We start from the raw sequence: 21,007 nt of genomic DNA, 5'->3' as shown, positions 1-21,007 counted from the left end.
GTGGCAGCGAAGAAAATCCGCGTTCTCATCATCGACGATTCCGCAAGCGTGCGGCAGACACTGGCCTCTGTGCTTCAAACCGACCCCGACATCGAGGTCATGGGGGCGGCCTCGGATCCCTTCATGGCCGCGCGGCGGATCCAAGAGGAGATCCCGGACGTCATCACCCTCGACGTCGAGATGCCGCGCATGGATGGGATCACCTTCCTGCGCATGCTGATGGCGCAGCGGCCGATTCCCGTGGTCATGTGTTCGTCGCTGACCGAAGAGGGGACGGAAACGCTTATGCAGGCGATAGAGGCGGGTGCCGTCGACGTGATCCTGAAGCCGCGGATCGGTGTTGCGGACTATCTCGCCGAGCAGGCGACGCGCATTTGCGAGGTCGTCAAAGGGGCGGCGCATGCCCGCTTGCGAGGACGGCCGGCCATGGCGTATTCGGCCGCCGCCTCGGGTCCAACCGAGAAACTCACCGCGGACGCAATGCTTCCCCCGCCTTCCGGCAAAGCGATGGCAAGGACCACGGAGATGGTGGTCTGCGTCGGCGCATCGACCGGAGGCACCGAGGCGCTGCGCGAGATGCTGGAAAGACTGCCGGTCAATTCACCGGGCATCGTCATCGTGCAGCACATGCCGGAGCGGTTTACCGCCGCCTTTGCGCAGCGCCTGAACGGCCTGTGCGAGGTCGATGTCAAGGAAGCGGCAGACGGCGACCCGGTGCTCAGGGGTCATGTGCTGATTGCGCCCGGCGACCGGCACGTGCTGCTTGAAAGACAGGGAGCCCGTTACCACGTCTCGGTGCGCAGCGGTCCCCTGGTATCGCGGCACCGCCCGTCCGTGGACGTGCTCTTCCGTTCCGCCGCGCGTGCGGCTGGCGCGAACGCCATGGCGGTCATCATGACGGGCATGGGTGACGATGGCGCGCGCGGCATTCTGGAGATGCATCAGGCCGGCGCCTACACGGTTGCCCAGGACGAGGCCACCTCCATCGTCTTCGGCATGCCGAAGGAGGCGATCGCACGCGGCGGGGTCGATCGCATCGTGCCGCTTCACCAGATCGCGCCTGAAATTCTGGCGGAAGACCGCCGCCGGTAGCGAAGGTTTCGCCTCTTTTACGGGCCGTTAACCATAAATCCCGAAGATGGCTCCGCACCATGCAACCGGTGCAGCGCACGAGCGATGATCAGCTCCGCAGGCCAGCACGAGGTTTCGCCATGCCCGTCATCACTTTCGCGAATACCAAGGGCGGCGCCGGGAAGACGACGGCAGTGCTGCTTCTGGCGACAGAGCTTGTCCGACGGGGGCATCGTGTCTCGATCATCGATACGGATCCACAGCGTTGGATTTCGCGCTGGTTCGACGGCGTCGAGGCGACCGACACTCTCACGGTCGCGACCTATGTGACGCCTGCCTCGCTGCCGCGGACGATCGCGGAATATCGACCGATAAGCGATCATGTCATCGTCGACCTGCCGGGGGCGCAATCGCCGCTGCTTGCAACCGCGCTCGGTCTCTCGGACCATGTGCTGATCCCGATCCAGGGCAGTTCGATGGACGCGCAGGGCGGCGCGCAGGTCCTGGAGCTCCTGAACTACCTCGACCGCAGAGCGAATATCCGCATCCCGCACTCCGTGCTCCTTTCGCGCGTCAACTCGATGGTCACGACAAGGGCGCTCCAAGCTGTAAAGACGCTGTTGGCCGAACGGCACGTGCGCATGCTCGACACGCCGATCATCGAGCGCGCCGCCTATCGCGACATGTTCGAATGCAGGACGTTCCTGCATCGGATGGATCGCAACCGGGTCAGCAATCTCGAAAAGGCGATCGACAATGCGGAGCGTTTTGCCGACGAGATGCTGGCTCTTGTGCCGGCTCGTCCGCTATCCTACGTCGCAGCAGAGGACGACCACCAGGCGCAGGCGGCGGCCGCCTGACGCCGATGTCATCAAAATAGCGCGTCTTCGAAGAGGTCCTCGTCGCTCTGCGAGGCGCCCACCGTCGGTTGCGGCATGGCGTCGAGCACGGCCGAGGGGAAAATGCCGCGGTGGATATCGCGCTCCTGCGCCATCGTGTAGTCGGCATAGATGCGCTGGCGGAGGCTTTCCGCCGCAGGAATGGGCGCGGGCGGCTCCGATGCGCCGGCCAGCTCGGCGGCGATCGCCACGCAGCCGTCCAGGACCTCGCCTAGATTGTTTTCGAAATCGAGCGTGCGGACAGCAGCCGCGATGCGCCCGAAAACGGCGTCGCCTTCGGCGCCGAGGGCGGCAAGGCTGCTATTCATCTCCTCCAGCACCGAGGCGACGGCCCCGCGGGCCTCGGCGAGCGGCGTGCCGAAGTTCGACAGGTCGCTCCTCGGGCCAGAGCCCAGCGTTTCCGCCGCGCGCTCGACCCGGCGCATGTCGTCGACGACCTCGTCCGCCGGGGTTTCGAGCCTGCCGGCGAAGGTGCGCAATTCCCCGCTGACGACGTTGACGGAGCGCCCCTCGTCGCCCAGTCGCGAGCAACGCAGGTTAGAGTTCAGTGCCATGTAGTGGATGTCGGTCTTGATCGAGCGGATCGTCTCGATCGAGGCGATAAGGGATTGGACTGCACCGGTGACTGAGCCGACGAGCGCGGTCGAATCCTGGCTGCGGCCTTCGACGCGGGAAACCAGGTCGCAGGCATGGCCGATATCGTACTCCATCGCCTTGAGGATGCTTGCGTCAGGATCCCCGCGGTAGCCGGCAATATCGTCACGCAGCGCCAGAATGCGGGAGGCATCGGCGCTGAAGGAGGCGATCGTGGCAAAAATGCTTGCGCATTTCTGTCGGAAGTCGGCCAGCGTTACGTCGAGCTGCGCATGGGCCAGATGGAAAATGGTTGCCTCAACGCCACTTACCTCAACCGTGACGAGACCTTGACCGTCCGCGGACGAAAGGAACGCGTCGAGATGGAGGAAACTGCTCAGGACATGTTCGATGCGTTGCCGGGTGATATCGCCGATCTGCAACGCGGAAAGCGTGGTGGCGATTTTGCCCTGGACCGCCTGAGCGACAGTTTTCACCTCGGCGGCCAGTGCGGCCATCCTCTCGTGCTGCGCCTTCAGGCGCCGCGCGTTTTCGTCGAGATTGGCGACGATTTCCGGAATCGTTACGCGGAACTCGTCGCGAATGCCGGCGGAGAAATTCCTAGCGGCGGCCAGCTCGCCGCGCATCCGGTCAAGCTTCGCGGCGAAATAGTTGATTTCCTCTGCGCCGGAGTGGATGCGCTCGCGAATCTCGTCGGCGAAGTCGGCAAACTCGGCGATGCTTGCCCCCGTGATCTTCACCGTCGTCGCGAAGACCTTCAGATAGCGGAAGGTCTCGCGCATCTCCTCGACGTGCCGGAAGGCGTCGGCGCAGCGCTGCGAAATCTCATCAAAGGCGGCCTGACGGGAGGCCGCGAGATCTGGCAGGTTGGCGAGGTCGGCGACAGTCCTCTGGAGCCCAGTGATGGTCGCAGCGGTCGTCTCGCCATCGAGCATGCGGGTGAAGCGATCAAGCGTGTCGATGAGACCGGTGATCATTTCCATCACCGCGACCAGCGTTGCACCACCTTCGATGAAAGAGGCCTCGATTCGGGCATGTGCGAGCGAAAGCCTCTCGATCAGATCCGCACGACTGACGGAGGCGGGAGAAGATGTCTGAATTGCGAGCGCCACGTTTTCGTCCGTCCCTTGATACAACTCAACGTATAGGGAAAATGTGAGAACGCGACGTAAAACGACAGGATTAACAGTTTCTGTCTTCCGGCCTGAATAGCCGTTCAGTGCAACTCAATCGCCCTCCGCGAGGACACTTCAAATCTCCATACCCCCGACTGTAAAGCTTAAGGACTGGCCGCCTTATAGGACCGGGCGGGACTGGGTGGATTCATCGGCGGATCCAGACGGTACGTGTCAAGTTTTGCCCGTTGCGAAAGAACAAGTCATCTGAAAACACGCCGAGACTCCCATTTCCTCGCGCGACCCCTTCGTCCCTTGGCGATTGCCATTGGTCCCGCGATTGCTGCGAGCTGGCCGTTGGGGGCACCGCGACGCGAACATCATCCAAAAGATGCTGGTAAAGGTTAGCCATCTGCCACGTGCTGAACAGCAAGGTCTCCACACGCGCTCCTTGTGCACCAAGGCAGCGAATTCGGGAACCGACTGCAGTCGCCAATGACCCCATTCAAAGAATGAATTTGAGATTTATCAAGTCGTCAAAAAGATTGGAGCGAACCTAAACTGCTGACGAAGCGAAGATAAGTGAAAGAATGTTATGAGTGAGGAGAATACCAGCGTAACCGCCGCTGAGTGGGTCATGGTGGTAGAGGCGAGCGCGTTGGCATCGGAGGATGCAATGCGGTTTACCCACAAGGGAAGATGCATCGCCGTCTATAACCTGTCCGGCGAGTTCTATGCGACTTCCGGAATTTGCACGCACGAGCATGCCTTCATGTCCGAAGGATACATCGATGGCGACACCGTCGAGTGTCCCCTGCATCAGGGGCTGTTCAACATTCGCACGGGTGCCGCGCTTTCGCCACCCGTCACCAAGAACCTGAAAACCTTCAAGACTAAGATTGAGAACGGTCAGGTCTACGTGTTGGTCGACTAGACGACACGTTGGGGGAGTTCGGTTCGTGCCCGGAGGAAATGGCGCGACCGAATAGGACAATCTTGTCCAATCATGGGAGGAAATAATGCTGAAATTCACAAGGCGCGCCGCCATCGGTGGCGTGATGAGCGTCGCTGTCTTCGCGGCAACCCAGGGCTGTCTGACCGCCCAGGCCCACGCGGAGGGCGTCCACGACGTGCTGAATGGCCTGATCGCGTCCTATTCCGAGCACGCCAAGGAAGGAATGAGCAACAAGAGCGTCAGTGAACTCTTTGAAAAAGATGGTTTCCGCGATTATCTCGACGCCTATCCGGTGGGCGGGCTCGCCGATGGCTTCGTCTGGAAGCCAGGCATGGGGGCCACCTTCAGCGGCCCCTACAGCAAGCTCGAGATCAAGGCGCCCTTCACCGACTACATTCCGCTTCCCGAGGGACCGGTACTCGATCCCAAAAAGACCTACAAGATCGGCTTCGTCTTCCATGGGTTCAACCATCCCTGGCTGATCAGCCTTGCCGATACCGCCGCATGGGAGGCCGCCCGCCATCCGAATGTGGAGATCGAGGTGATCGACGCCGAATTCGACGACAACAAGATGGGCCAGGTCATCGATACCTGGGTTGCCAAGAAATATGATGGAATTGTGCTCTGGCCGTCGCGTGAAGCGCCGATGGGGCCGCCGGTCGACCGTGCCATCGACGCCGGCATTCCGGTCGTCAGCGTCGACCGCCGGACCTCGTCGGAAAAGATCAGTTCCGAAGTTCTCGGCAACTTCTACGCCAATGGCCTGCAGGAGGGCCTCTATCTCAAAGAGGTACTGAAGGCCGGCAACATCGTCCTCAACCGCAAGGATCTCGGCAGCACGGCGGACTCGATCCGGACGGGTGCCTTCCTTGAGGTGATCGGCAATGTCGACGGTTTCAGCATCCAGGGCAACTACCATACCAACAGTCAGCGAACGCTGGCATTCCAGTCGACTGCGGATGCCTTGCAGGCCTTCAACGACATTTCCGTCAGTTTCAATACGGGCGGCGAGGAGGCAATGGGTGCTCTCGACGCGATCCGCGAGGCAAAACGGCTGAATTCCGCGCCCGACGGGAAGAAGATCATCATCCTCGCCAACGACGACGCGAAGGAAGTTCTGAAGGAGATCGCCGACGGCAACATCGACATGGTCTCGCCCTACACGCCGCTGATCGGCGATATCGGCATCCGCGCCGTCATCAAGCACATCGGCGCGAAGGAGGGTCTCAATGAGGCTCCGCCCAAGCTGATCATGACACCCAATCTGCCGATGATCACCAAGACCAAGATGGTCATCGAAGGGGTGGAGACGATGACCCCGGACGAATGGCCCTATGCCTACGGACCCGCCGTCAACTGATTGGTGATCTGTCTTCAAGACCGTGGCCCCGCAGCCTTCATCGGCTGCGGTGCGACCGCCAGACATTCCGACTGGATCGTTCAATGACCATCATAGAAGAGAAGTCCTCCATCAATGCAGCTGGCGGGTGGGCGCAGATGCGTTTCCTGCCTGAGATCGGCGATCTCAGCCGCATCGTCGTCCTTGGCGTGCTGGTCGTCGCAGGCCAGATCCTTTATCCCGGCTTCCTGTCACCGGAAAACCTGCGCGTGGTGCTCACTGCCGTTGCAGGAATCGGGATTCTGGCTTTCGGGATGACGATGGTCGTCATAACTGGGGAAATCGATCTCTCGGTGGCCGGCGTCGCCGTGCTTTCCATCGTCATCGGCGGCTTGCTGCTGCCCACCGGGTCCCCCGCCTTGATCATTGGCGCCACACTGCTTTGCGGTCTCGGTCTTGGGCTCGTCAACGGGATCTTCGTAGCGAAGCTCGGTGTTTCATCCCTGATCTCGACGCTCGCGATGCTGGGGATCGCGAGCGCGCTCGCCAACATCTTCTCGGCGGGTCAGGCGACCTATCCGGAGAAGATCGCGGAATATATGTGGTTCGGGCGCGGGGCACTCCTCGGCATCCCGGTGCCGATTCTGCTTCTCGCTGTCATGGCGCTCGCCTGCGTTTTCATGACGAGAAATTCGACCTTCGGCCGCAAGCTCTACGCTACGGGTGGCAATGCCCGCGCCGCACTGCTGTCAGGCATCAGGATCGATCGCGTGAAGATCGTGGTCTTCGCATTCTGTGGCCTCTGTGCCGCGATCACCGGACTCATCGAGAGCGCAAGGCTCGGTTACATCAATCCTGCTGCCTTTCCCGGTCTTGAGCTCAAGGTTCTGGCCGTCACCGTCCTCGGCGGCGCGGCGCTTGCAGGCGGCACCGGCTCGGTGTTCGGGACGCTCGTCGCGACGCTCATCATCGGAGTCGTCAACAACCTGCTCAACCAGATGGGTGTCAGTTTCTACATGCAACAGGTCGTCACCGCACTTGTGATCCTTGTCGTCGTCGTGCCCGGCATGCGCAATCGGAGGTTCGTGAAGTGATCATTGCCGAAACAACATCTGCGCCGGCCGTTCGGGCCTCCGGACCCGCGCAAATCATCAGAGAGCCGATGCTGTGGCTCGTCCTGTCGATCCTGGTCCTCGGGGCGCTGACGTCGCCGCATTATCTCTCGGCGCTCAACATCCAGAACCTGTTGCGCAACGCTGCCCTCGTCGGAATGCTGGCAACCGGAATGACCATCGTCCTGGTCACCGGCCGGATCGACCTGTCGGTCGCTGCGAACATGGTTTTCTCGGTGATCATCGCTGTCGTGGTTACATCCTGGATAGGTCGCGAGCTGGGATTGCGGTGGATCGTGAAGGGCAATACGTTCGCAGGATCGCCTCTGATCTTCGTCGTCATCTCGTTACTGACCGGCACTGCGATCGGCGCGCTCAACGGAATCGGCGTCGCCTATTTCAAGGTGGCGTCCTTCATCATGACCCTCGTATCGCTGACGGCGCTGCGCGGCCTGAGCTACCTCGCCACCAACGGCGCACCGTTCTATCTCAAGGGCGCGTTCTTCAATTGGCTGAGTGACCAGCTCTGGCTCGGCGTACCCGTCAGCTTCACGCTTCTCGTGGTCCTGGTCCTGTTCGCCGATGCCTTCCTGTCTAGAACTGTGGCCGGGAATCGGCTGTTCGCGATCGGCGGCAACGAGACCGCGACGCTCTATTCCGGCATCAAGACGAACAGATACATCGTGGCGTCCTTCGCGTTGAGCGGGCTGTTCGCGGCGGTGGCCGGGTTGGTTTTCACCGCGCGGCTGAAGTCGGTCGAGGCGGCGCTCGCGCAGGGCTATGAGCTGACTGCGATTGCGATTGCAGTACTCGGAGGCGTGGCGCTCGCGGGCGGTACGGGATCACTTTGGCGCGTGTTGACTGCAGCCATAGGCTTTTCCGCGGGGCTCAACCTGCTGGCCATATGGGGCGTGCCGACGTGGTACCAGAACCTCGCAATCGGAGCAGTATTGGTCCTGGCGGTGAGCCTGACCCGCCTTAACCACAAAAACTAATGCATGTCGCCCAAAAGTGTGCAGCGGTTCTGGGACAACGACATGCATGAAAACAAAGACCTAAAGCGCATTGCATGAGGCCGTTTAAACGCGACGCGCTTTAGTTACGAAAATCGTCTGGCATGGGAGGAAGTTTTTTGGCTAGGCATTTCACACTCGGAATCGACATAGGCACCACCAATGTGAAGGCCTGCGTGCTCGACACGCAGACGGGGAGGGTAGTGGCCTTCGGATCGCAGGAACATCCGCTTTTCCATCCCAAGCCGGGCTGGGCGGAGCAGGAGGCAGACAACTATTGGCAGGCCGTCACTTCGTCGATACGGCAATGTCTCGAGCAGGGCAATTTCGCCGACCAGATCGCCGGTGTGGCAATTTCGGGGCTCGTCGGCGTCACGCTTCCGGTCAACGACAAGGGCAGGCCGCTCCGCCCCGCGATGATCTGGATGGATTCGCGTTCCGAGGAGGAATGCAGCGACATCCGCAATACGATCGGCGAGAAGGAGATCAACCGCAACAATGGCAATCGCGTCGCGCCCTGGTTCATCGACCCGAAGGCGCTCTGGATCGCCAAGCATGAACCGCATGTTTTTGCCGCGACCCACAAGTTCCTGTCGCCCGCCGGATATTGCACCTACCGGATGTGCGGCAATTTCACGATGAATACCGGCGATGCCGGCCTCGCCTATGCCTATGAATACCAGAAGGAGGCCTGGAACCCCGCGGTCGCCAACGCGATCGGAATCCCGATCGAGAAGTTCCCCAGGCTCTACAGGTCGCACGAAGTCGTCGGCGAGATCACCAGCAAGGCCGCCGAGGAGACCGGCCTGCGTCCGGGGACAGTCGTGGCCGCAGGCGGCACCGACATCAGCTCGGCGGCGCTCGGCGTCGGCGTCACCAAGGCCGGCGAGGCTTTCTATTCGATGGGGACGGGATCAAATCTCGGCATCATGATCCCGACCGAACAGACGGTGGACGAATACCGTATCCTGAAATGGCCGCACGTGCTGCCAGGCTTGACGATGTTCGACGCTCCGATGGCGTTCACCGGAGCCTCTCTCAAGTGGTTCCGGGACCAGTTCGGCGATGCCGAGTTCCGTCTAGCCGAGCGCATGGGCCAGAACGTATTCGATCTTTTCACGGAACAGGCAAAGCACGTACCGGCATGCTCGAATGGACTGCTCTACCTGCCCTATCTCGGCAATTCGCTGGCGCCCAACTGGAACAGCAGGGCCACCGGCGTCTTCTTCGGTGTCCAGCCGACCACGACGCGGGCGACGATGATCCGTGCGCTGATCGAAGGTGTCGCGTTCGATCTCCTCTCCAACTTCCGCATCGCCGAGGCGGCCGGCGCCAAAATCGACACGCTCGTTCTGAATGGCGGGCCGACCAAGAGCCGGTTCTGGAACCAGATCACCGCGAATGTGGTCAACCGGCCGCTGAAGGTGCCGGATATCGGAGAGGCGGCCCCGATCGGCGACGCTGTTCTGGCTGCTGTGGCCGCCGGAATATATTCCGACCCGGTCACGCCGCTCGCCGATATCGTGAAGATTAAGGAAACGATCGATCCCGATCCCGTCGCGAACCGTCGCTACGTCGATTTCTTCGAGGAGTGGCGCGCTGTCTATCAGAGCCTGGTTGGCTCGATGGACCGACACCGCAGTCTGCTTGAGAAATATTCGGTGAGCTGAGGTCATGGAAAACAGCGCGCCAATTCTCGAGCTTCGCAATCTCAGCAAGAGCTTTCCGGGCGTCCGGGCCCTATCGAACGTCTCCTTTGACCTCAAGGCCGGGGAAGTCCACGCGCTCGTCGGTGAAAACGGCGCGGGGAAATCGACGCTGCTGTCCTGTATGAATGGACTGCAGCAACCGAACGAGGGCCAGATCCTGATCGACGGCCGGCAGGTCACGCTCGCCACGCCTAGCATCGCAATCGATCATCATCTGGCAATGGTCCATCAGGAGCTCGTTCTCTGCCCGAATCTCACTGTTGCACAGAATATGTTTCTGGGGCGCGAGCCGCGCGGTAGCCTTGGCACGATCGACCGTGCAACGATGAATCGCAAGGCGAGCAAACTGCTCGAAACCATCGGTGTGCGTATCGAACCGAACCGGAAGCTGGGGACGCTCAGCCTCAACGAACAGCAGATCGTCGAGATCTGCCGGGCGCTAGCAACCGAACCTAAGGTGATCGTGCTTGACGAACCGACCGCCTCGCTCAACGACGACCAGGTGGCGCATCTGCTCGGCATCGTCAAAATGCTGAAATCGCGCGGCCTGGGGATCGTCTATGTGTCCCATCGCCTCAATGAGGTGCTGGAAATTTCGGACCGCATCACGGTTCTGAGGGACGGCCGCGTCGTAACGGTGCTTCCTGCGGCGGGTTTGACCGAGCCGGTACTGGTCTCCCACATGGTTGGCAAGGCCAGCACCGACGCATACAGCGCCTATCGGCCCCGTCGGCTCGGAGAGATGCTGCTCAAGGTCGACGGCCTGTCCAAGGCGGGGAAGTTCCGGGATATCTCCTTCGAACTCAGGAAGGGCGAGATATTGGGGGTAGCCGGGCTGCTCGGTTGCAATCGCGAGGCCGTCGCCCAGGCTCTGTTTGGCGCGACGGAAACCGATGGCGGCAGGATTGTCATCGGAAACGCTGCGGTGAAGCTGAAAACTCCGCATGACGCGATACGGCTGGGCGTTGCCTATATGCCGGCGGACCGGAAAAACGAGGGCCTCGTTCTGGGGATGAATGTCGCGGACAACGCGTCGATGACCACCCTCGGCTCCGTCGGAAAGTGCGGTGTGCTTCGCCGGAGACAGGTCCGCCGCCTCGCATCGGATCTGGTCAGGCTGCTTTCCATCAAAGTGAGCGGACTTTCGCAGAAGGCCTCCCAGCTTTCGGGCGGTAATCAGCAAAAGATCGTCATCGGCAAATGGATCGCCAGAAAGAGTGGGATCGTCATCGCCGAGGACCCGACCCGCGGAGTGGACATCGGCGCGAAGGCTGAAATCTGGGATGCCTTGCAGACTTTGGCCGAAGAAGGCAAGGCGCTCATCCTCCTGACGACGGAGCTGCAGGAAATGCTGCATGTCTGCGACCGCATCATCGTTATGAGCCGCGGCCGCATCACCGGTGAGTTCCAACGATCCGAGTTTTCGGCCGAGGCCATTACACAGCGGTTCTTCGCGTAAGCGACGAACCGCGTCGCCCGGGCAGGAACACTCCCTTGGGCCTGCCCGGGCCCTAGCGCCAAGTCAATGACCCTATCGGTACAATGAATTTTTCCCGCCGCAGATCAACCGGTAGAATAAGACGAATATAACTCTGAGGTAGAGGACATCATGGAAGGAAATTCTTCAGCTAGTTACGCTGGCATCGGCGGCGTTGGAAGTAATATCTGGCCACTGACGGGACCGGAAGTCGTCTCTCGCGAAAAACTCAAGGAATTGCGCGTGCGAACGAATGGTCCCGGACTTTATAATCTTGCCGTACATGTTCTCGCCCTGGCGGCGACAGCGTCTCTCATTTACTTCACTTCGGGTAATCCTTGGCTGCAGGTGCCCGCGATGCTGCTCTACGGAACGGTCATCGTATTGATGTTTGCGCCGTTGCACGAATGCTCGCATGGCACCGCCTTCCGGTCCCGCTGGCTCAACCATGTCGTCGGATTCGCGATCGGCGCGATCACCATGCGCCCATTCCTCTACTTCAAGTACCGGCACGCGGCGCACCACACTTACACGCAGCACGACGAACGTGATCCGGATATCGTGCCGTTCCCGACGAGCTTGAGGGAATATTTCTCGATGATTCTCGGCGCGTCGTTCTGGCCGAAGCTTGTCGGCACACTGGTCCGCGGCTCCACGGGCAATTACAACGAGGAAGAAAGGACGTTCCTGCCCGCATCGGTGCGGGGGCAGGTATCTCTCGAAATCCGACTGCTGGTCCTGCTCTACGTGGCCATCGCCGCCGTCTCGGTCTATTTCGCAAGCCCGATCGCTCTCATCTACTGGTTTTTCCCTCGGGTTATCGGGGAGCCGGTTCTGCGTGCGATCCGCATGGCGGAGCATACCGGCGCGGACGAGAGCCCCGATCTTCTCGCCAATACCAGAACGACTTTGGTCAATCCCATTATCCGACAGCTGTACTGGAACATGCCTTTTCACGCCGAGCATCATCTTGCGTCCTCCGTGCCGTTCCATGCGTTGGGCAAGCTGCACGACCACGTCGAGCCGCACCTCAAGCACGTCAGCAAGGGCTATATCCAGGTCCACCGGGAGATCCTTGGCGAGGTGCTCCGCCTCCAGCGTGAAGCACGGCGGGCGGCATGACACGTTCAAATCTTCCCGTCGTGATCGTCGGAGCCGGACATGCCGGCGGCCGATGCGCCGAACGACTGAGGCATTTCGGCTGGCAGGGCAATATTATTCTCGTCGGCGACGAGCCCTGCCTTCCCTATGAACGGCCGCCGCTTTCCAAAGCGGTGCTGGTCGAAGAGGTCGAGCCTTCACCCTCGTTCGTGATCGACCGCGACATGCTGGCGGCGCTCGCTATCGAGCATGTGGCGGGCCAAGTCGTCCGGTCCATTGATCTGCGCAACGGCACAGTATGTCTCGCCGACGAAAGGCAGATCGGCTATGGCAAGCTGGTCCTCGCGACGGGGCTGACCCCGCGCCGGCTGCCCATGCTGGATGTGCTTGGTTCGCGCGTCTGCTATCTCCACAAGCTCGAGGAGGCGCGGGCGCTCAGAGACGCCATCAAGACGGGTGCCAAGCTTTTGATTGTAGGAGCCGGCTTCATTGGCCTCGAAGTGGCCGCGAGTGCCCGCAAACTGGGCGCCGAGGTGACCGTCATTGAAGCTGCGCCGCAACCGCTCGGACGTGTTCTGCCGGCGCGCATGGCCAATCTGATAACCGAACGTCATGAGAGCGCCGGCATCAAGATACTCTGTAATGAGGCCATGGACGAAATCGTCCAGACGCCCGAGCGGATCTCCATAACGTTGCGAAGCGGCGAGACGATCCACCCTGATCTCGTCCTCGTCGGTATTGGCGGCACACCGAACGACGCGCTCGCCCGGTCAGCGGGATTGCACGTTGATAACGGTATCGTGGTCGACGATCACTGCCGCACAAGTGATCCGGACGTCTATGCGATCGGCGATGTCGCCTCGCACCGGAACCCTCACTACGACCGCCGCTGGCGGCTCGAATCCTGGATGAATGCCGAGGAAATGGCGTCCAACGCGGCGAGAGCGATATGCAATCAGCCGCCGAACGAAGCCTCCGTGCCGTATTTCTGGACCGACCAGTTCGAGCGCCGATACCAGATCGCCGGGCTGCTCGAGCCGAAAGCGGAAATCTACGAGCAGGGCGTCGCTGGCGAAAGCGGCTATCTCGCCTGTTTCGTGGTGGACGGAAGGATGAGAGGGCTATTCGGTATCAATGCCGGAAAAGCCTTTCGAAAGGCCCAGAACCTGTTCCGCGGCGGCGCCGTAGCGGGCCGCGACGAATTGCGCGGCGCCGGATTCCTGGCCGCCTGCGAACCTGCCGATGCCTGAGGTGAATGGAACATGATCAATTCGCAAGCGGCGATCTGCGTGGCGCCCAATGAGCCGCTCGAAGTCGATACGGTGACCGTCGATGGCCCTCAAACGGGAGAGGTGCTCGTCGAGATCGTGGCAAGCGGGCTCTGTCACACCGACCTGACTGCCCTTGAGGGTATCAATGCGAGCAGTGTCTATCCGCTGATACCGGGCCATGAAGGTGCAGGCCGTGTGGTGGAAGTCGGCAACGGCGTGACGAGCCTGGTGCCCGGCGATCACGTTATCCCGCTCTACGGCCCCGAATGCGGCGAATGCAGCATGTGCCGTTCGAAGCGGACCAATCTTTGCTGGACCATCAAGCCAACGCGGGATCGCGGCGTCCTGCCGAACGGGTCGCCTCGCTTTCGGCGTGGACAGGAACCGATCCATCACTTCATGGGGACGTCTACGCTTTCGCGCTATACGGTCGTGCCGGAAATTGCGCTGGCAAACATACGAAAGGATGCGCCGCTCGACAAAGTCTGTCTGTTCGGCTGTGGCGTGACGACGGGCGTCGGTGCCGCGCTCGCGCATGTGCGCGAAGGGGACGCTGTCGCAGTGTTCGGACTCGGCGGCATCGGCGTGAACATCATACAGGGCGCAAGAATCGCGGGTGCCTCTCGCATCATCGGCATCGATATCAGCCGCAACAAGACCGAACTCGCAAAGATCTACGGGATGACCGACTTAATCGTCCCCGGTGAGGAGGTAGCCGATCCGGTAGCCGCGATCCGGGACCTGACAGGAGGTGGTGTCGATGTCGCCTTCGAATGCACCGGCTTGCTTAAGGTCATGCGGCAGTCTCTGGATTGCTGCAAGCCGGCCTGGGGGACCAGCGTGCTGCTCGGTGTAGAGCCGGCGGGTGCCGAATTGTCGTTTCCCCCCGTGCAGGTGCGTTACGGAAAGTCTATCCTCGGCAGCTATTTCGGCGGGATAAAGGGACGAAGCGAACTGCCCGCGCTGATCGATCGCTTCATGCAAGGCGAAATCGACATCGACAGGCAGATTACCCACCGCTTGGCCCTCAGGCAGGTCAATGAAGGCTTCGAACTCATGCGAAACGGCGTCTCGGTGCGAAGCGTCGTGATGTTCGAGTAGGACGGCTGGCGTGGCACGGCTGGACGAACCCGATTACATTTTTCGCGATCGCCATCCGGAGCGCAGCGATGTCTATGCGCTCTACGATAAAGAGAGCGAGCGGATGCGGAGAGACGCATTCTGCCTGTTCGATCTGCCCTATGGGCGTCATCCGCGCATGACCTTCGACCTCTTTCCTGGCGAAAACCATGCGCCCCTGGCGGTATTCTTCCATGGCGGCTATTGGCAGAGCCTGGATAAGCAGCGCTTTAGTTTTGTCGCAAGGTCGCTCCTGGCGCGAGGTTTTTCGGTCGCATTGCCGAACTACCCGCTCGCGCCCGAAATGCCGCTCGAAGCGATCGCCGGCACTGCGAGATCGTGTCTGCCGGCGATTTTCGCGGCGCTCACTCGACAGACCGGATCGCCGCCGTCGTCGTTTCTGACCACCGGACATTCGGCCGGCGGGCACCTTTCGATCTGGGCAGGCATGCATGCCTCGGCGGATCCCGTCGTCGCGTCCGTTCCCTTCGCGGGCATGGTGCCGATCAGCGGCATCTTCGACGTACGACCGCTGGTCGGCACCAGTCTCAACAAGGCGCTCAAACTGACAATCCGTAGGGCCGCAAGGCTCAGTCCGATAGGCCATGAACTGCCGACGGGCCAGTATCGTGTTTTCGTCGGTGCGGACGAAACCCTCGGTTTTCTCCGGCAGGCGGCGCTCTTCACCGGCGAGCTGAATGCTGCGGGACACGATGCAGCCCTGTTCGACCTCACTGGACTGAATCATTACACAATTCTAATGGATCTTCTTTCCGCGAACTCGGCTATAGCTCGAGTGATTGAAGGGATGGTTGGCATGGGGGGAGATTGTGCCGGCAGGCGAAACGATTACAAGAAACAGAATAAACTACGTCAACTTTAACCAGCTGCGCTCGTTTTACGCGGTTGCGCGCGAGCTGAGCTTCACCAAGGCGGCCGAACTGCTTTGCATAGGCCAGCCGACCGTCACGACCCAGGTGAAGGCACTGGAGGAGACCTATAATCTTCAGCTCTTCGTGCGCGGGCCGAACGACCTCACTCTGACCGATGCAGGCGAGGCGCTGCTCACGGTCGCCAGGCAGATATTTTCCCTGGAAGAGCGGGCGCATTCGCTGCTGAATACCGTCGGCAACCAGTTCGCTGGTCGACTTCACATCGGTACGGTCGGCCCCTTCTTCGTGATGAAGCAGTTGTCCAAATACATCGACCGCTATCCGCTCATGCATGTGACTGTGGAGAGCGCCAACTCCGACTCCATATACCAGAAGCTGCTGAATTACGAAGTCGATGTCGGCATCATCGGCAGCGACTACAGCGATCCGCGTCTGGATCTCGTCTGTCTCGGCAAGCACGAAGTTGTCATCGCCGTTCCCGTCTCACACCCTTGGGCGCATCGTAGTCAGGTCAACATCGAGGAACTCGATGGTCAGCGGCTCATCATGCGCGAGAAAGGTTCGATGACGCGGCGTGCGCTCGAGGAGGTCCTCGCCGCAAACAGCATCCGCCCGAACGTCGTCATGGAATTGCCGCGCGACTCCGTGCTCGAGGCGACGGCGGCTGGATTGGGCCTCGGCATCATCTCGAATTTCGAGTTCTCGCGAGACCAGAGGCTCCGCACCTTGTCGATCGCACGATACAGCCCGTGCACGCGCTCGTTTGCGGCCTGCCTCAAGGAGCGACGGGCGTTGCCTTCGATCGATGCGTTTATGCAGATGTCTTCGGAACTGGTGTCCCAGTTGCGGGATGCCCACGGCGAGGAACCGGACAGTGATTGAGCCTTGTCGCTTTCTCGCTGGGCTTCGAGGTCCCTTTCGTGGTCATCCACCACATCCTTCGCGTCTTTCTCGTGTCGCGGGATCGGCGGCCGTCTCCGGATCGGTAACGCGTCGCAGGCAAGGATGAGAGATGCGGGCAAGACCCCCGTTCGCTTTCTGTTCTCAAAGCATCGCGAATGTATCCGCCTTCGCACGCGGACCCTATCGCCTCAGACCTTGGTCCTAACCCGACCGGACGAATGTCTGAGCGGACACAGTTAAAAGTCCGGGGCGGCCGGGGTTCTTGGCGCCCAGAGTTGACGGCGGGACCGAAGCGTGCGCAATGATTTTAGGGTGCTTCCGCTCCGGGCCTCTTTCGCTCGGGGCTTGTTGCGTCGACGGAGGCCGCGAACCGCCTTGAGACGGGATGGTTCCCGCGAACATTTCCCAGCTATGTATGGTCGGTTGGGCGAGGCACCGATGGAAGTTACTGAAGGGCTGAAATGATGGAGCGTCGAAAGTTCATCACCGTGTTGTGTACCGCGTCGATCGGCTTCGCTATCGCGGCCCTCCCGTACAAGGTCACGGTGTCCGGATCAACGCTTGATATCGCTTCCCAATCCGCCTTGGCCAAGAATGGCAACGGAGGAGGAAATGGAAACGGCAACAGCGGCGGAAATGGCAACGGCGGCGGAAATGGCAACGGCGGTGGCAACGGCAACGGCGGCGGAAATGGAAACGGCGGTGGCAACGGGAACGGCGGTGGCAACGGAAAGGGCGGCGGCTCGGGCAATAGCCGGTCGACCAACGCTTCGACCGGGCCGAGCGGAAAGAGCACGACTGTTCGAGACAACGGCTCGGGGTTGAGTGTTCGCCATTCCGACGGAATAAGCGAGGAGATCAGGGGCGGCCGTTACATCATGAAGGACTCACGCGGGCGTACGATCGTCAACCGGCGAGCAACCTCTGCAGATGAAAAGCGGCTTCAAGCCTTCGTTGATTAGAGCGCTTTCGTCGAGAAAGCGGCGCGCTCCGGTTCTTGGAACCGGAGCTTCGGCTTAGCCGGAGCGACCGTCGATAGCGTCGCGCAGCACCATCGCCGCTTCTGTCCGGTTGGCGGCGCCAAGTTTCGTCATGATCTGTGTCATGTGGTGCTTGACGGTCTTCTCCTGGAGATCGAGCTTTCTTGCGACCTGCTTGTTGCTCATGCCGGAGGCCACGAGGCGCAGAACCTCGTGCTCCCGCGCGGTCAGTTCCGCGATGAGGTCGGATTTGCTCACAGTGGCCGCCGAAGGATTCGAGAGCAGCTTGGCAGAGAGCGTCGGAGCGACATAGCTCTCGCCTGAGGCCACCGTCTTTATGACGTCCGCCAGCGCCCTCGATCCGATCCCCTTCAGGACATAACCCTTGGCGCCGCCATTGAGAGCCGCCGTGACGTCGTCACCGGCCTCGGACACGGTGAGCATCACGATCTTCTGCAGCGGTACCAATTCAAGGATGAGCGGAATCGCGTTCAGTCCGCCTCCCGGCATGGAGATATCCAGCAGCATGACGTCGGGAGAGAGGTTCTGGGCGATTCTCAGCGCGTCGTCGCGCGAGCTTCCCTCTGCAACGATCTCAAACCCGTCGATCTCCGAAAGACTTCGCGTCACGCCCTCTCTGAACAGAGGGTGATCGTCGATTACTGCCACGCGTATCGCTGCAATCATGGCTGTCCAATCTCCTCGATGCCGAGTGACATCCTAATAATCGTGCCGGGGCCGGCGCCGTCGATCTCAAATGTGCCACCCAGACTCTCTATCCGTTCCCTCAACCCGGCAAGACCGAGGCTTGTCGGCCGAATGTCATTGGGATCAAAACCGGCTCCGCCGTCGGCAACCGCGATCCAGATCCTGTCGCCTTCCGTGCTCTGCACCACGCGTTGCCCGACACCGCCGCCGTGGCGGTAAGCATTGTTGAGCGTCTCCTGCACGAAGCGGTATATGCATATCTTTGCGGACGGGGAAAGGCGCTCGGGCGGATCGGACAGCGACAGCTCGACAGTCGATCCGGTTCGTTCTTCATGAGCGCGGACGACGCGCCCCAGGAGTTCTGGCAGGCTGGCCGTCTCGATCTGCGGCAGGACCAGTCCGCTGCATATCGTCCTGATCTCCTGCATCGCCTCGTCGAGGCTTGCCTTGATGGCCGTGATTTCCTGTTCACGCACCGTCGCCGAAGTCGAGGCGCTGACCAATTTGGTGCTGTCCAGCCGCAACGAGGCGAAGGCGACGAGCTGCGCCGGGCCGTCGTGCAAATCAGCACCTATCCGCCGCAGCATGTTCTCGTTCAACGCCGTTGCGCGTTGCGAAGCTTGCTGCAGGCGCCCACGCAGGGCCTCGTTCTGCGAGAGCAGGGCCGAAAGCTCGTCTACACGCTGGCGAAGGGCGTGACGCTGCTTCTCGATGGTTCTGCTGCCGCGCATGACGATCGCCGAGAGCATGATGAAGAAGGCAAGCGTGAAACCCGCGACGGCGAGCCAGGTCAGAAAACGGGCCTGACTGAGGCTGAGCTCGAAATCGTGGGCGATTTCATGGAATTCCGAAACGGCGACGACCTGCCCGGACCACGGTTGAAGCACAGGGTTGTAGATCTCGAGCAGCGGCTTGCTCGCGCCTTGGTTCGTTTCGTCCGCGGTGTCCTCGGCCGGCTTGAACTGAGCCACCATCTCGCCGCTGAATGCCGTTTTCAACTCATCGCCGAGCTCGAAACGCCGACCGACCATGTTCTCTTCGTTCGAGTAGAGAATGGTGCCGTCGGAGCGCCACAGGCGAAAGGCCAGCAACCGATTTCCGAGAGCTCCTTGCCCAAGCGTCTCGTTGAGCGCGCGCGCAACCGTGTCATCGAGAACCTGGGTCGTCTGCATGTCGGGCAAGAGCGGCGCAATCACGCTGTCGACGTAGAGTGCAGTCGTCGCTGCCGAGTTTCGGGTGACGGCGCCTTCGATGAGGCTGGTGACGAAAGCGCCGACCACGAGCATGGCGGAGGCTGCAACAATGCCGCCGATCAGCAGGAACTGCCTCGCCAGCGGCTGTGCGTTCCATCGTTTGATCAGGTTACTGGCACGCAAGGGAATCTCGGATTTATGCGCTCAACAAAATGGCCGGACATCGGTCGCAGTCGCGCCGGTAAAAGTAATGCGTCCGGGCGACCGGTCAATGCCACGTGATCACGGTCAAAGTCCATCGGACTTTTGATGGCGGGCTGATCGGACCTAAGTCTGATCCACGGAAGCAATGGTCCGGGGACGGTGGCATGCTCCAGCGGCGCAAGTTAACGTTGCACCAATTCGAATGTGGTTCGATCAGCGCCATCGGCGGCAGGCCGCACAACAAAAGACATGGAGAAGTTCATGACCATTTCCAAGACAATCGGACGAAGCTTCGTAGCGCTGGCGCTTGCCGTCGCTCCTGTTGCAGCCGTTACTTTCGGCGCACCGACTGCTGCTTTTGCCAAGGGCGGCAATGGCGGTGGGAACGGCGGGGGAGGCGGCAACGGCGGCGGCCACGGGGGCGGAAGTGGTGGCGGCCACGGCAGCTCGCATTCCAGTTCCGGCAAATCGGGAACGTCCAAATCGGGAACGTCAGGGACGAGCCAGAAAAGCAGCGGTAATCACGGTACGTCGAAGCAAAAATCCGTTGGCACACACAAGAAAACCGGCTCGCCCGTCAAGGCGGCCAAGGCCGTGACCACGGAAACGGTGACCACAACCACGCCGGAGAACACCGTTTCCGACACGGCAAAGCTCAGTTCGCTGAACCGGAACTATCGTGCCTATTTGAACTCCAAGGACCCCCGCATGGCGGCCATTTCCGCCTATGCTATCGCCTATGCAGAGTTCGAGGCTGAGAACGGCCCGGACGCTGTTCCGACCGATCCGGCCTTGAGCGATGAAGCACTCCGCGAAGCGCTCGAGAGTTTTACGAAGGACGGCGTCGTGACCGACGACACCCTTGCTGACGCCAAGGACATTCTCGGTGTCGGCCCCGCTGTCGGCAAAATCGACGAGATCCGCGAGACGCTTCCGAAGCCGGAAGTTACCGATCCGGAGCTCGAGCCTGGCACGACCGATCCGGAGGCCGCAGAGGCCGTAGATACGGAAACAGTGACGGTCACCGAGTTGGAGGCCACCACTTCCGACACAGCAAATCTCAGTTCGCTGAACCGGAACTATCACGCCTATCTGAACTCCAAGGATCCTCGCATGGCGGCCGTTTCCGCCTATGCGACGGCCTATGCCGAGTTCGAGGCTGAGAACGGCCCGGATGCTGTTCCGACCGATCCGGCCTTGAGCGATGAAGCGCTCCGCGAAGCACTCGAGAGTTTCACGAAGGACGGGGTCGTGACCGACGACACCCTTGCTGACGCCAAGGACATTCTCGGCGTCGGCCCGGCTGTCGGCAAAATCGACGAGATCCGCGAGACGCTTCCGAAGCCGGAAG

Annotated in this window: 17 protein-coding genes and 1 pseudogene; 15 read left to right on the top strand and 3 right to left on the bottom strand. The window is 61.0% G+C overall.

Annotated features, from left to right (window positions below):
* Together GHK62_RS03920 and GHK62_RS03915 are read left to right on the top strand one after the other, a co-directional pair.
* Positions 1 to 1,092, top strand: coding sequence for a protein-glutamate methylesterase/protein-glutamine glutaminase (locus GHK62_RS03920; RefSeq protein ID WP_184108787.1), 1,092 nt, complete (start codon positions 1 to 3; stop codon positions 1,090 to 1,092).
* 119 nt (positions 1,093 to 1,211) lie between these two features.
* Positions 1,212 to 1,931: a ParA family protein gene (locus GHK62_RS03915; RefSeq protein ID WP_153437031.1), complete on the top strand. Its 720-nt coding sequence runs from the start codon at positions 1,212 to 1,214 to the stop codon at positions 1,929 to 1,931.
* Between the two features lie 11 nt (positions 1,932 to 1,942).
* On the opposite strand, the gene GHK62_RS03910 is transcribed toward GHK62_RS03915, so the two are convergent.
* The gene (locus GHK62_RS03910) at positions 1,943 to 3,676 is read right to left on the bottom strand and encodes a chemotaxis protein (RefSeq protein ID WP_184108785.1); all 1,734 of its coding nucleotides are present in this window, start codon (positions 3,674 to 3,676) and stop codon (positions 1,943 to 1,945) included.
* A 598-nt stretch (positions 3,677 to 4,274) separates the two neighbouring features.
* Here GHK62_RS03910 and GHK62_RS03905 point away from each other — a divergent pair.
* The 12 genes from GHK62_RS03905 to GHK62_RS03850 all read left to right on the top strand — a co-directional run bounded on the left by GHK62_RS03905 (position 4,275) and on the right by GHK62_RS03850 (position 17,533).
* A complete protein-coding gene (locus GHK62_RS03905) occupies positions 4,275 to 4,613 on the top strand; it encodes a non-heme iron oxygenase ferredoxin subunit (protein WP_153437030.1) in 339 nt (112 codons plus the stop codon).
* An 85-nt stretch (positions 4,614 to 4,698) separates the two neighbouring features.
* Entirely contained in the window at positions 4,699 to 5,994 is a 1,296-nt protein-coding gene (locus GHK62_RS03900; protein WP_153437029.1) for a sugar ABC transporter substrate-binding protein, read from the top strand.
* An 83-nt stretch (positions 5,995 to 6,077) separates the two neighbouring features.
* Positions 6,078 to 7,067: an ABC transporter permease gene (locus GHK62_RS03895; RefSeq protein ID WP_167528142.1), complete on the top strand. Its 990-nt coding sequence runs from the start codon at positions 6,078 to 6,080 to the stop codon at positions 7,065 to 7,067.
* Between the two features lie 68 nt (positions 7,068 to 7,135).
* The gene (locus GHK62_RS03890; RefSeq protein WP_153437027.1) at positions 7,136 to 8,080 is read left to right on the top strand and encodes an ABC transporter permease; all 945 of its coding nucleotides are present in this window, start codon (positions 7,136 to 7,138) and stop codon (positions 8,078 to 8,080) included.
* A 137-nt stretch (positions 8,081 to 8,217) separates the two neighbouring features.
* The gene (locus GHK62_RS03885; protein WP_153437026.1) at positions 8,218 to 9,768 is read left to right on the top strand and encodes a xylulokinase; all 1,551 of its coding nucleotides are present in this window, start codon (positions 8,218 to 8,220) and stop codon (positions 9,766 to 9,768) included.
* A gap of 4 nt (positions 9,769 to 9,772) precedes the next feature.
* A complete protein-coding gene (locus tag GHK62_RS03880; RefSeq protein ID WP_153437025.1) occupies positions 9,773 to 11,266 on the top strand; it encodes a sugar ABC transporter ATP-binding protein in 1,494 nt (497 codons plus the stop codon).
* A gap of 150 nt (positions 11,267 to 11,416) precedes the next feature.
* Positions 11,417 to 12,406 (top strand): fatty acid desaturase, encoded by a 990-nt coding sequence (locus tag GHK62_RS03875; protein WP_153437024.1) that lies wholly within the window; start codon positions 11,417 to 11,419, stop codon positions 12,404 to 12,406.
* Entirely contained in the window at positions 12,403 to 13,635 is a 1,233-nt protein-coding gene (locus tag GHK62_RS03870) for an NAD(P)/FAD-dependent oxidoreductase (RefSeq protein ID WP_153437023.1), read from the top strand. Before GHK62_RS03875 ends, GHK62_RS03870 begins: the two co-directional genes overlap by 4 nt.
* A gap of 15 nt (positions 13,636 to 13,650) precedes the next feature.
* Positions 13,651 to 14,757: a zinc-binding dehydrogenase gene (locus GHK62_RS03865; protein ID WP_327791092.1), complete on the top strand. Its 1,107-nt coding sequence runs from the start codon at positions 13,651 to 13,653 to the stop codon at positions 14,755 to 14,757.
* Between the two features lie 10 nt (positions 14,758 to 14,767).
* Positions 14,768 to 15,658, top strand: coding sequence for an alpha/beta hydrolase fold domain-containing protein (locus tag GHK62_RS03860; protein WP_153437021.1), 891 nt, complete (start codon positions 14,768 to 14,770; stop codon positions 15,656 to 15,658).
* The gene (locus GHK62_RS03855; protein ID WP_167528141.1) at positions 15,606 to 16,550 is read left to right on the top strand and encodes a LysR substrate-binding domain-containing protein; all 945 of its coding nucleotides are present in this window, start codon (positions 15,606 to 15,608) and stop codon (positions 16,548 to 16,550) included. The genes GHK62_RS03860 and GHK62_RS03855 overlap by 53 nt, the downstream gene beginning before the upstream one ends.
* Before the next feature lie 482 nt (positions 16,551 to 17,032).
* On the top strand, positions 17,033 to 17,533 hold the full coding sequence (locus tag GHK62_RS03850) for a hypothetical protein (RefSeq protein WP_153437019.1): 501 nt from the start codon (positions 17,033 to 17,035) through the stop codon (positions 17,531 to 17,533).
* 54 nt (positions 17,534 to 17,587) lie between these two features.
* Here the strand turns inward: GHK62_RS03850 and GHK62_RS03845 are convergent, their stop codons facing one another.
* Positions 17,588 to 18,238 carry a LuxR C-terminal-related transcriptional regulator gene (locus GHK62_RS03845; RefSeq protein ID WP_153437018.1) on the bottom strand — a complete coding sequence of 217 codons (651 nt, stop codon included), beginning with the start codon at positions 18,236 to 18,238 and terminating at the stop codon, positions 17,588 to 17,590.
* Positions 18,235 to 19,635, bottom strand: coding sequence for a sensor histidine kinase (locus tag GHK62_RS03840; protein ID WP_153437017.1), 1,401 nt, complete (start codon positions 19,633 to 19,635; stop codon positions 18,235 to 18,237). Before GHK62_RS03840 ends, GHK62_RS03845 begins: the two co-directional genes overlap by 4 nt.
* Before the next feature lie 1,065 nt (positions 19,636 to 20,700).
* Between GHK62_RS03840 and GHK62_RS35150 the strand changes: the two are divergent.
* Positions 20,701 to 21,007 (top strand): annotated as a pseudogene (locus GHK62_RS35150) (hypothetical protein); the annotation flags it as partial.

The organism is Sinorhizobium terangae (assembly GCF_009601505.1).
In the GTDB taxonomy this organism is placed as follows: Bacteria; Pseudomonadota; Alphaproteobacteria; order Rhizobiales; family Rhizobiaceae; genus Sinorhizobium; species Sinorhizobium terangae.
This window is presented reverse-complemented; position numbering and strand designations above follow the sequence as displayed.

Coding starts and splice junctions, on each gene's coding strand:
- GHK62_RS03850 (WP_153437019.1), top strand. CDS start 17,033: ATGATGGAGCGTCGAAAGTTCATCACCGTGTTGTGTACCGCGTCGATC.
- GHK62_RS03900 (WP_153437029.1), top strand. CDS start 4,699: ATGCTGAAATTCACAAGGCGCGCCGCCATCGGTGGCGTGATGAGCGTC.
- GHK62_RS03915 (WP_153437031.1), top strand. CDS start 1,212: ATGCCCGTCATCACTTTCGCGAATACCAAGGGCGGCGCCGGGAAGACG.
- GHK62_RS03895 (WP_167528142.1), top strand. CDS start 6,078: ATGACCATCATAGAAGAGAAGTCCTCCATCAATGCAGCTGGCGGGTGG.
- GHK62_RS03845 (WP_153437018.1), bottom strand. CDS start 18,238: ATGATTGCAGCGATACGCGTGGCAGTAATCGACGATCACCCTCTGTTC.
- GHK62_RS03905 (WP_153437030.1), top strand. CDS start 4,275: ATGAGTGAGGAGAATACCAGCGTAACCGCCGCTGAGTGGGTCATGGTG.
- GHK62_RS03890 (WP_153437027.1), top strand. CDS start 7,136: ATGCTGTGGCTCGTCCTGTCGATCCTGGTCCTCGGGGCGCTGACGTCG.
- GHK62_RS03880 (WP_153437025.1), top strand. CDS start 9,773: ATGGAAAACAGCGCGCCAATTCTCGAGCTTCGCAATCTCAGCAAGAGC.
- GHK62_RS03870 (WP_153437023.1), top strand. CDS start 12,403: ATGACACGTTCAAATCTTCCCGTCGTGATCGTCGGAGCCGGACATGCC.
- GHK62_RS03875 (WP_153437024.1), top strand. CDS start 11,417: ATGGAAGGAAATTCTTCAGCTAGTTACGCTGGCATCGGCGGCGTTGGA.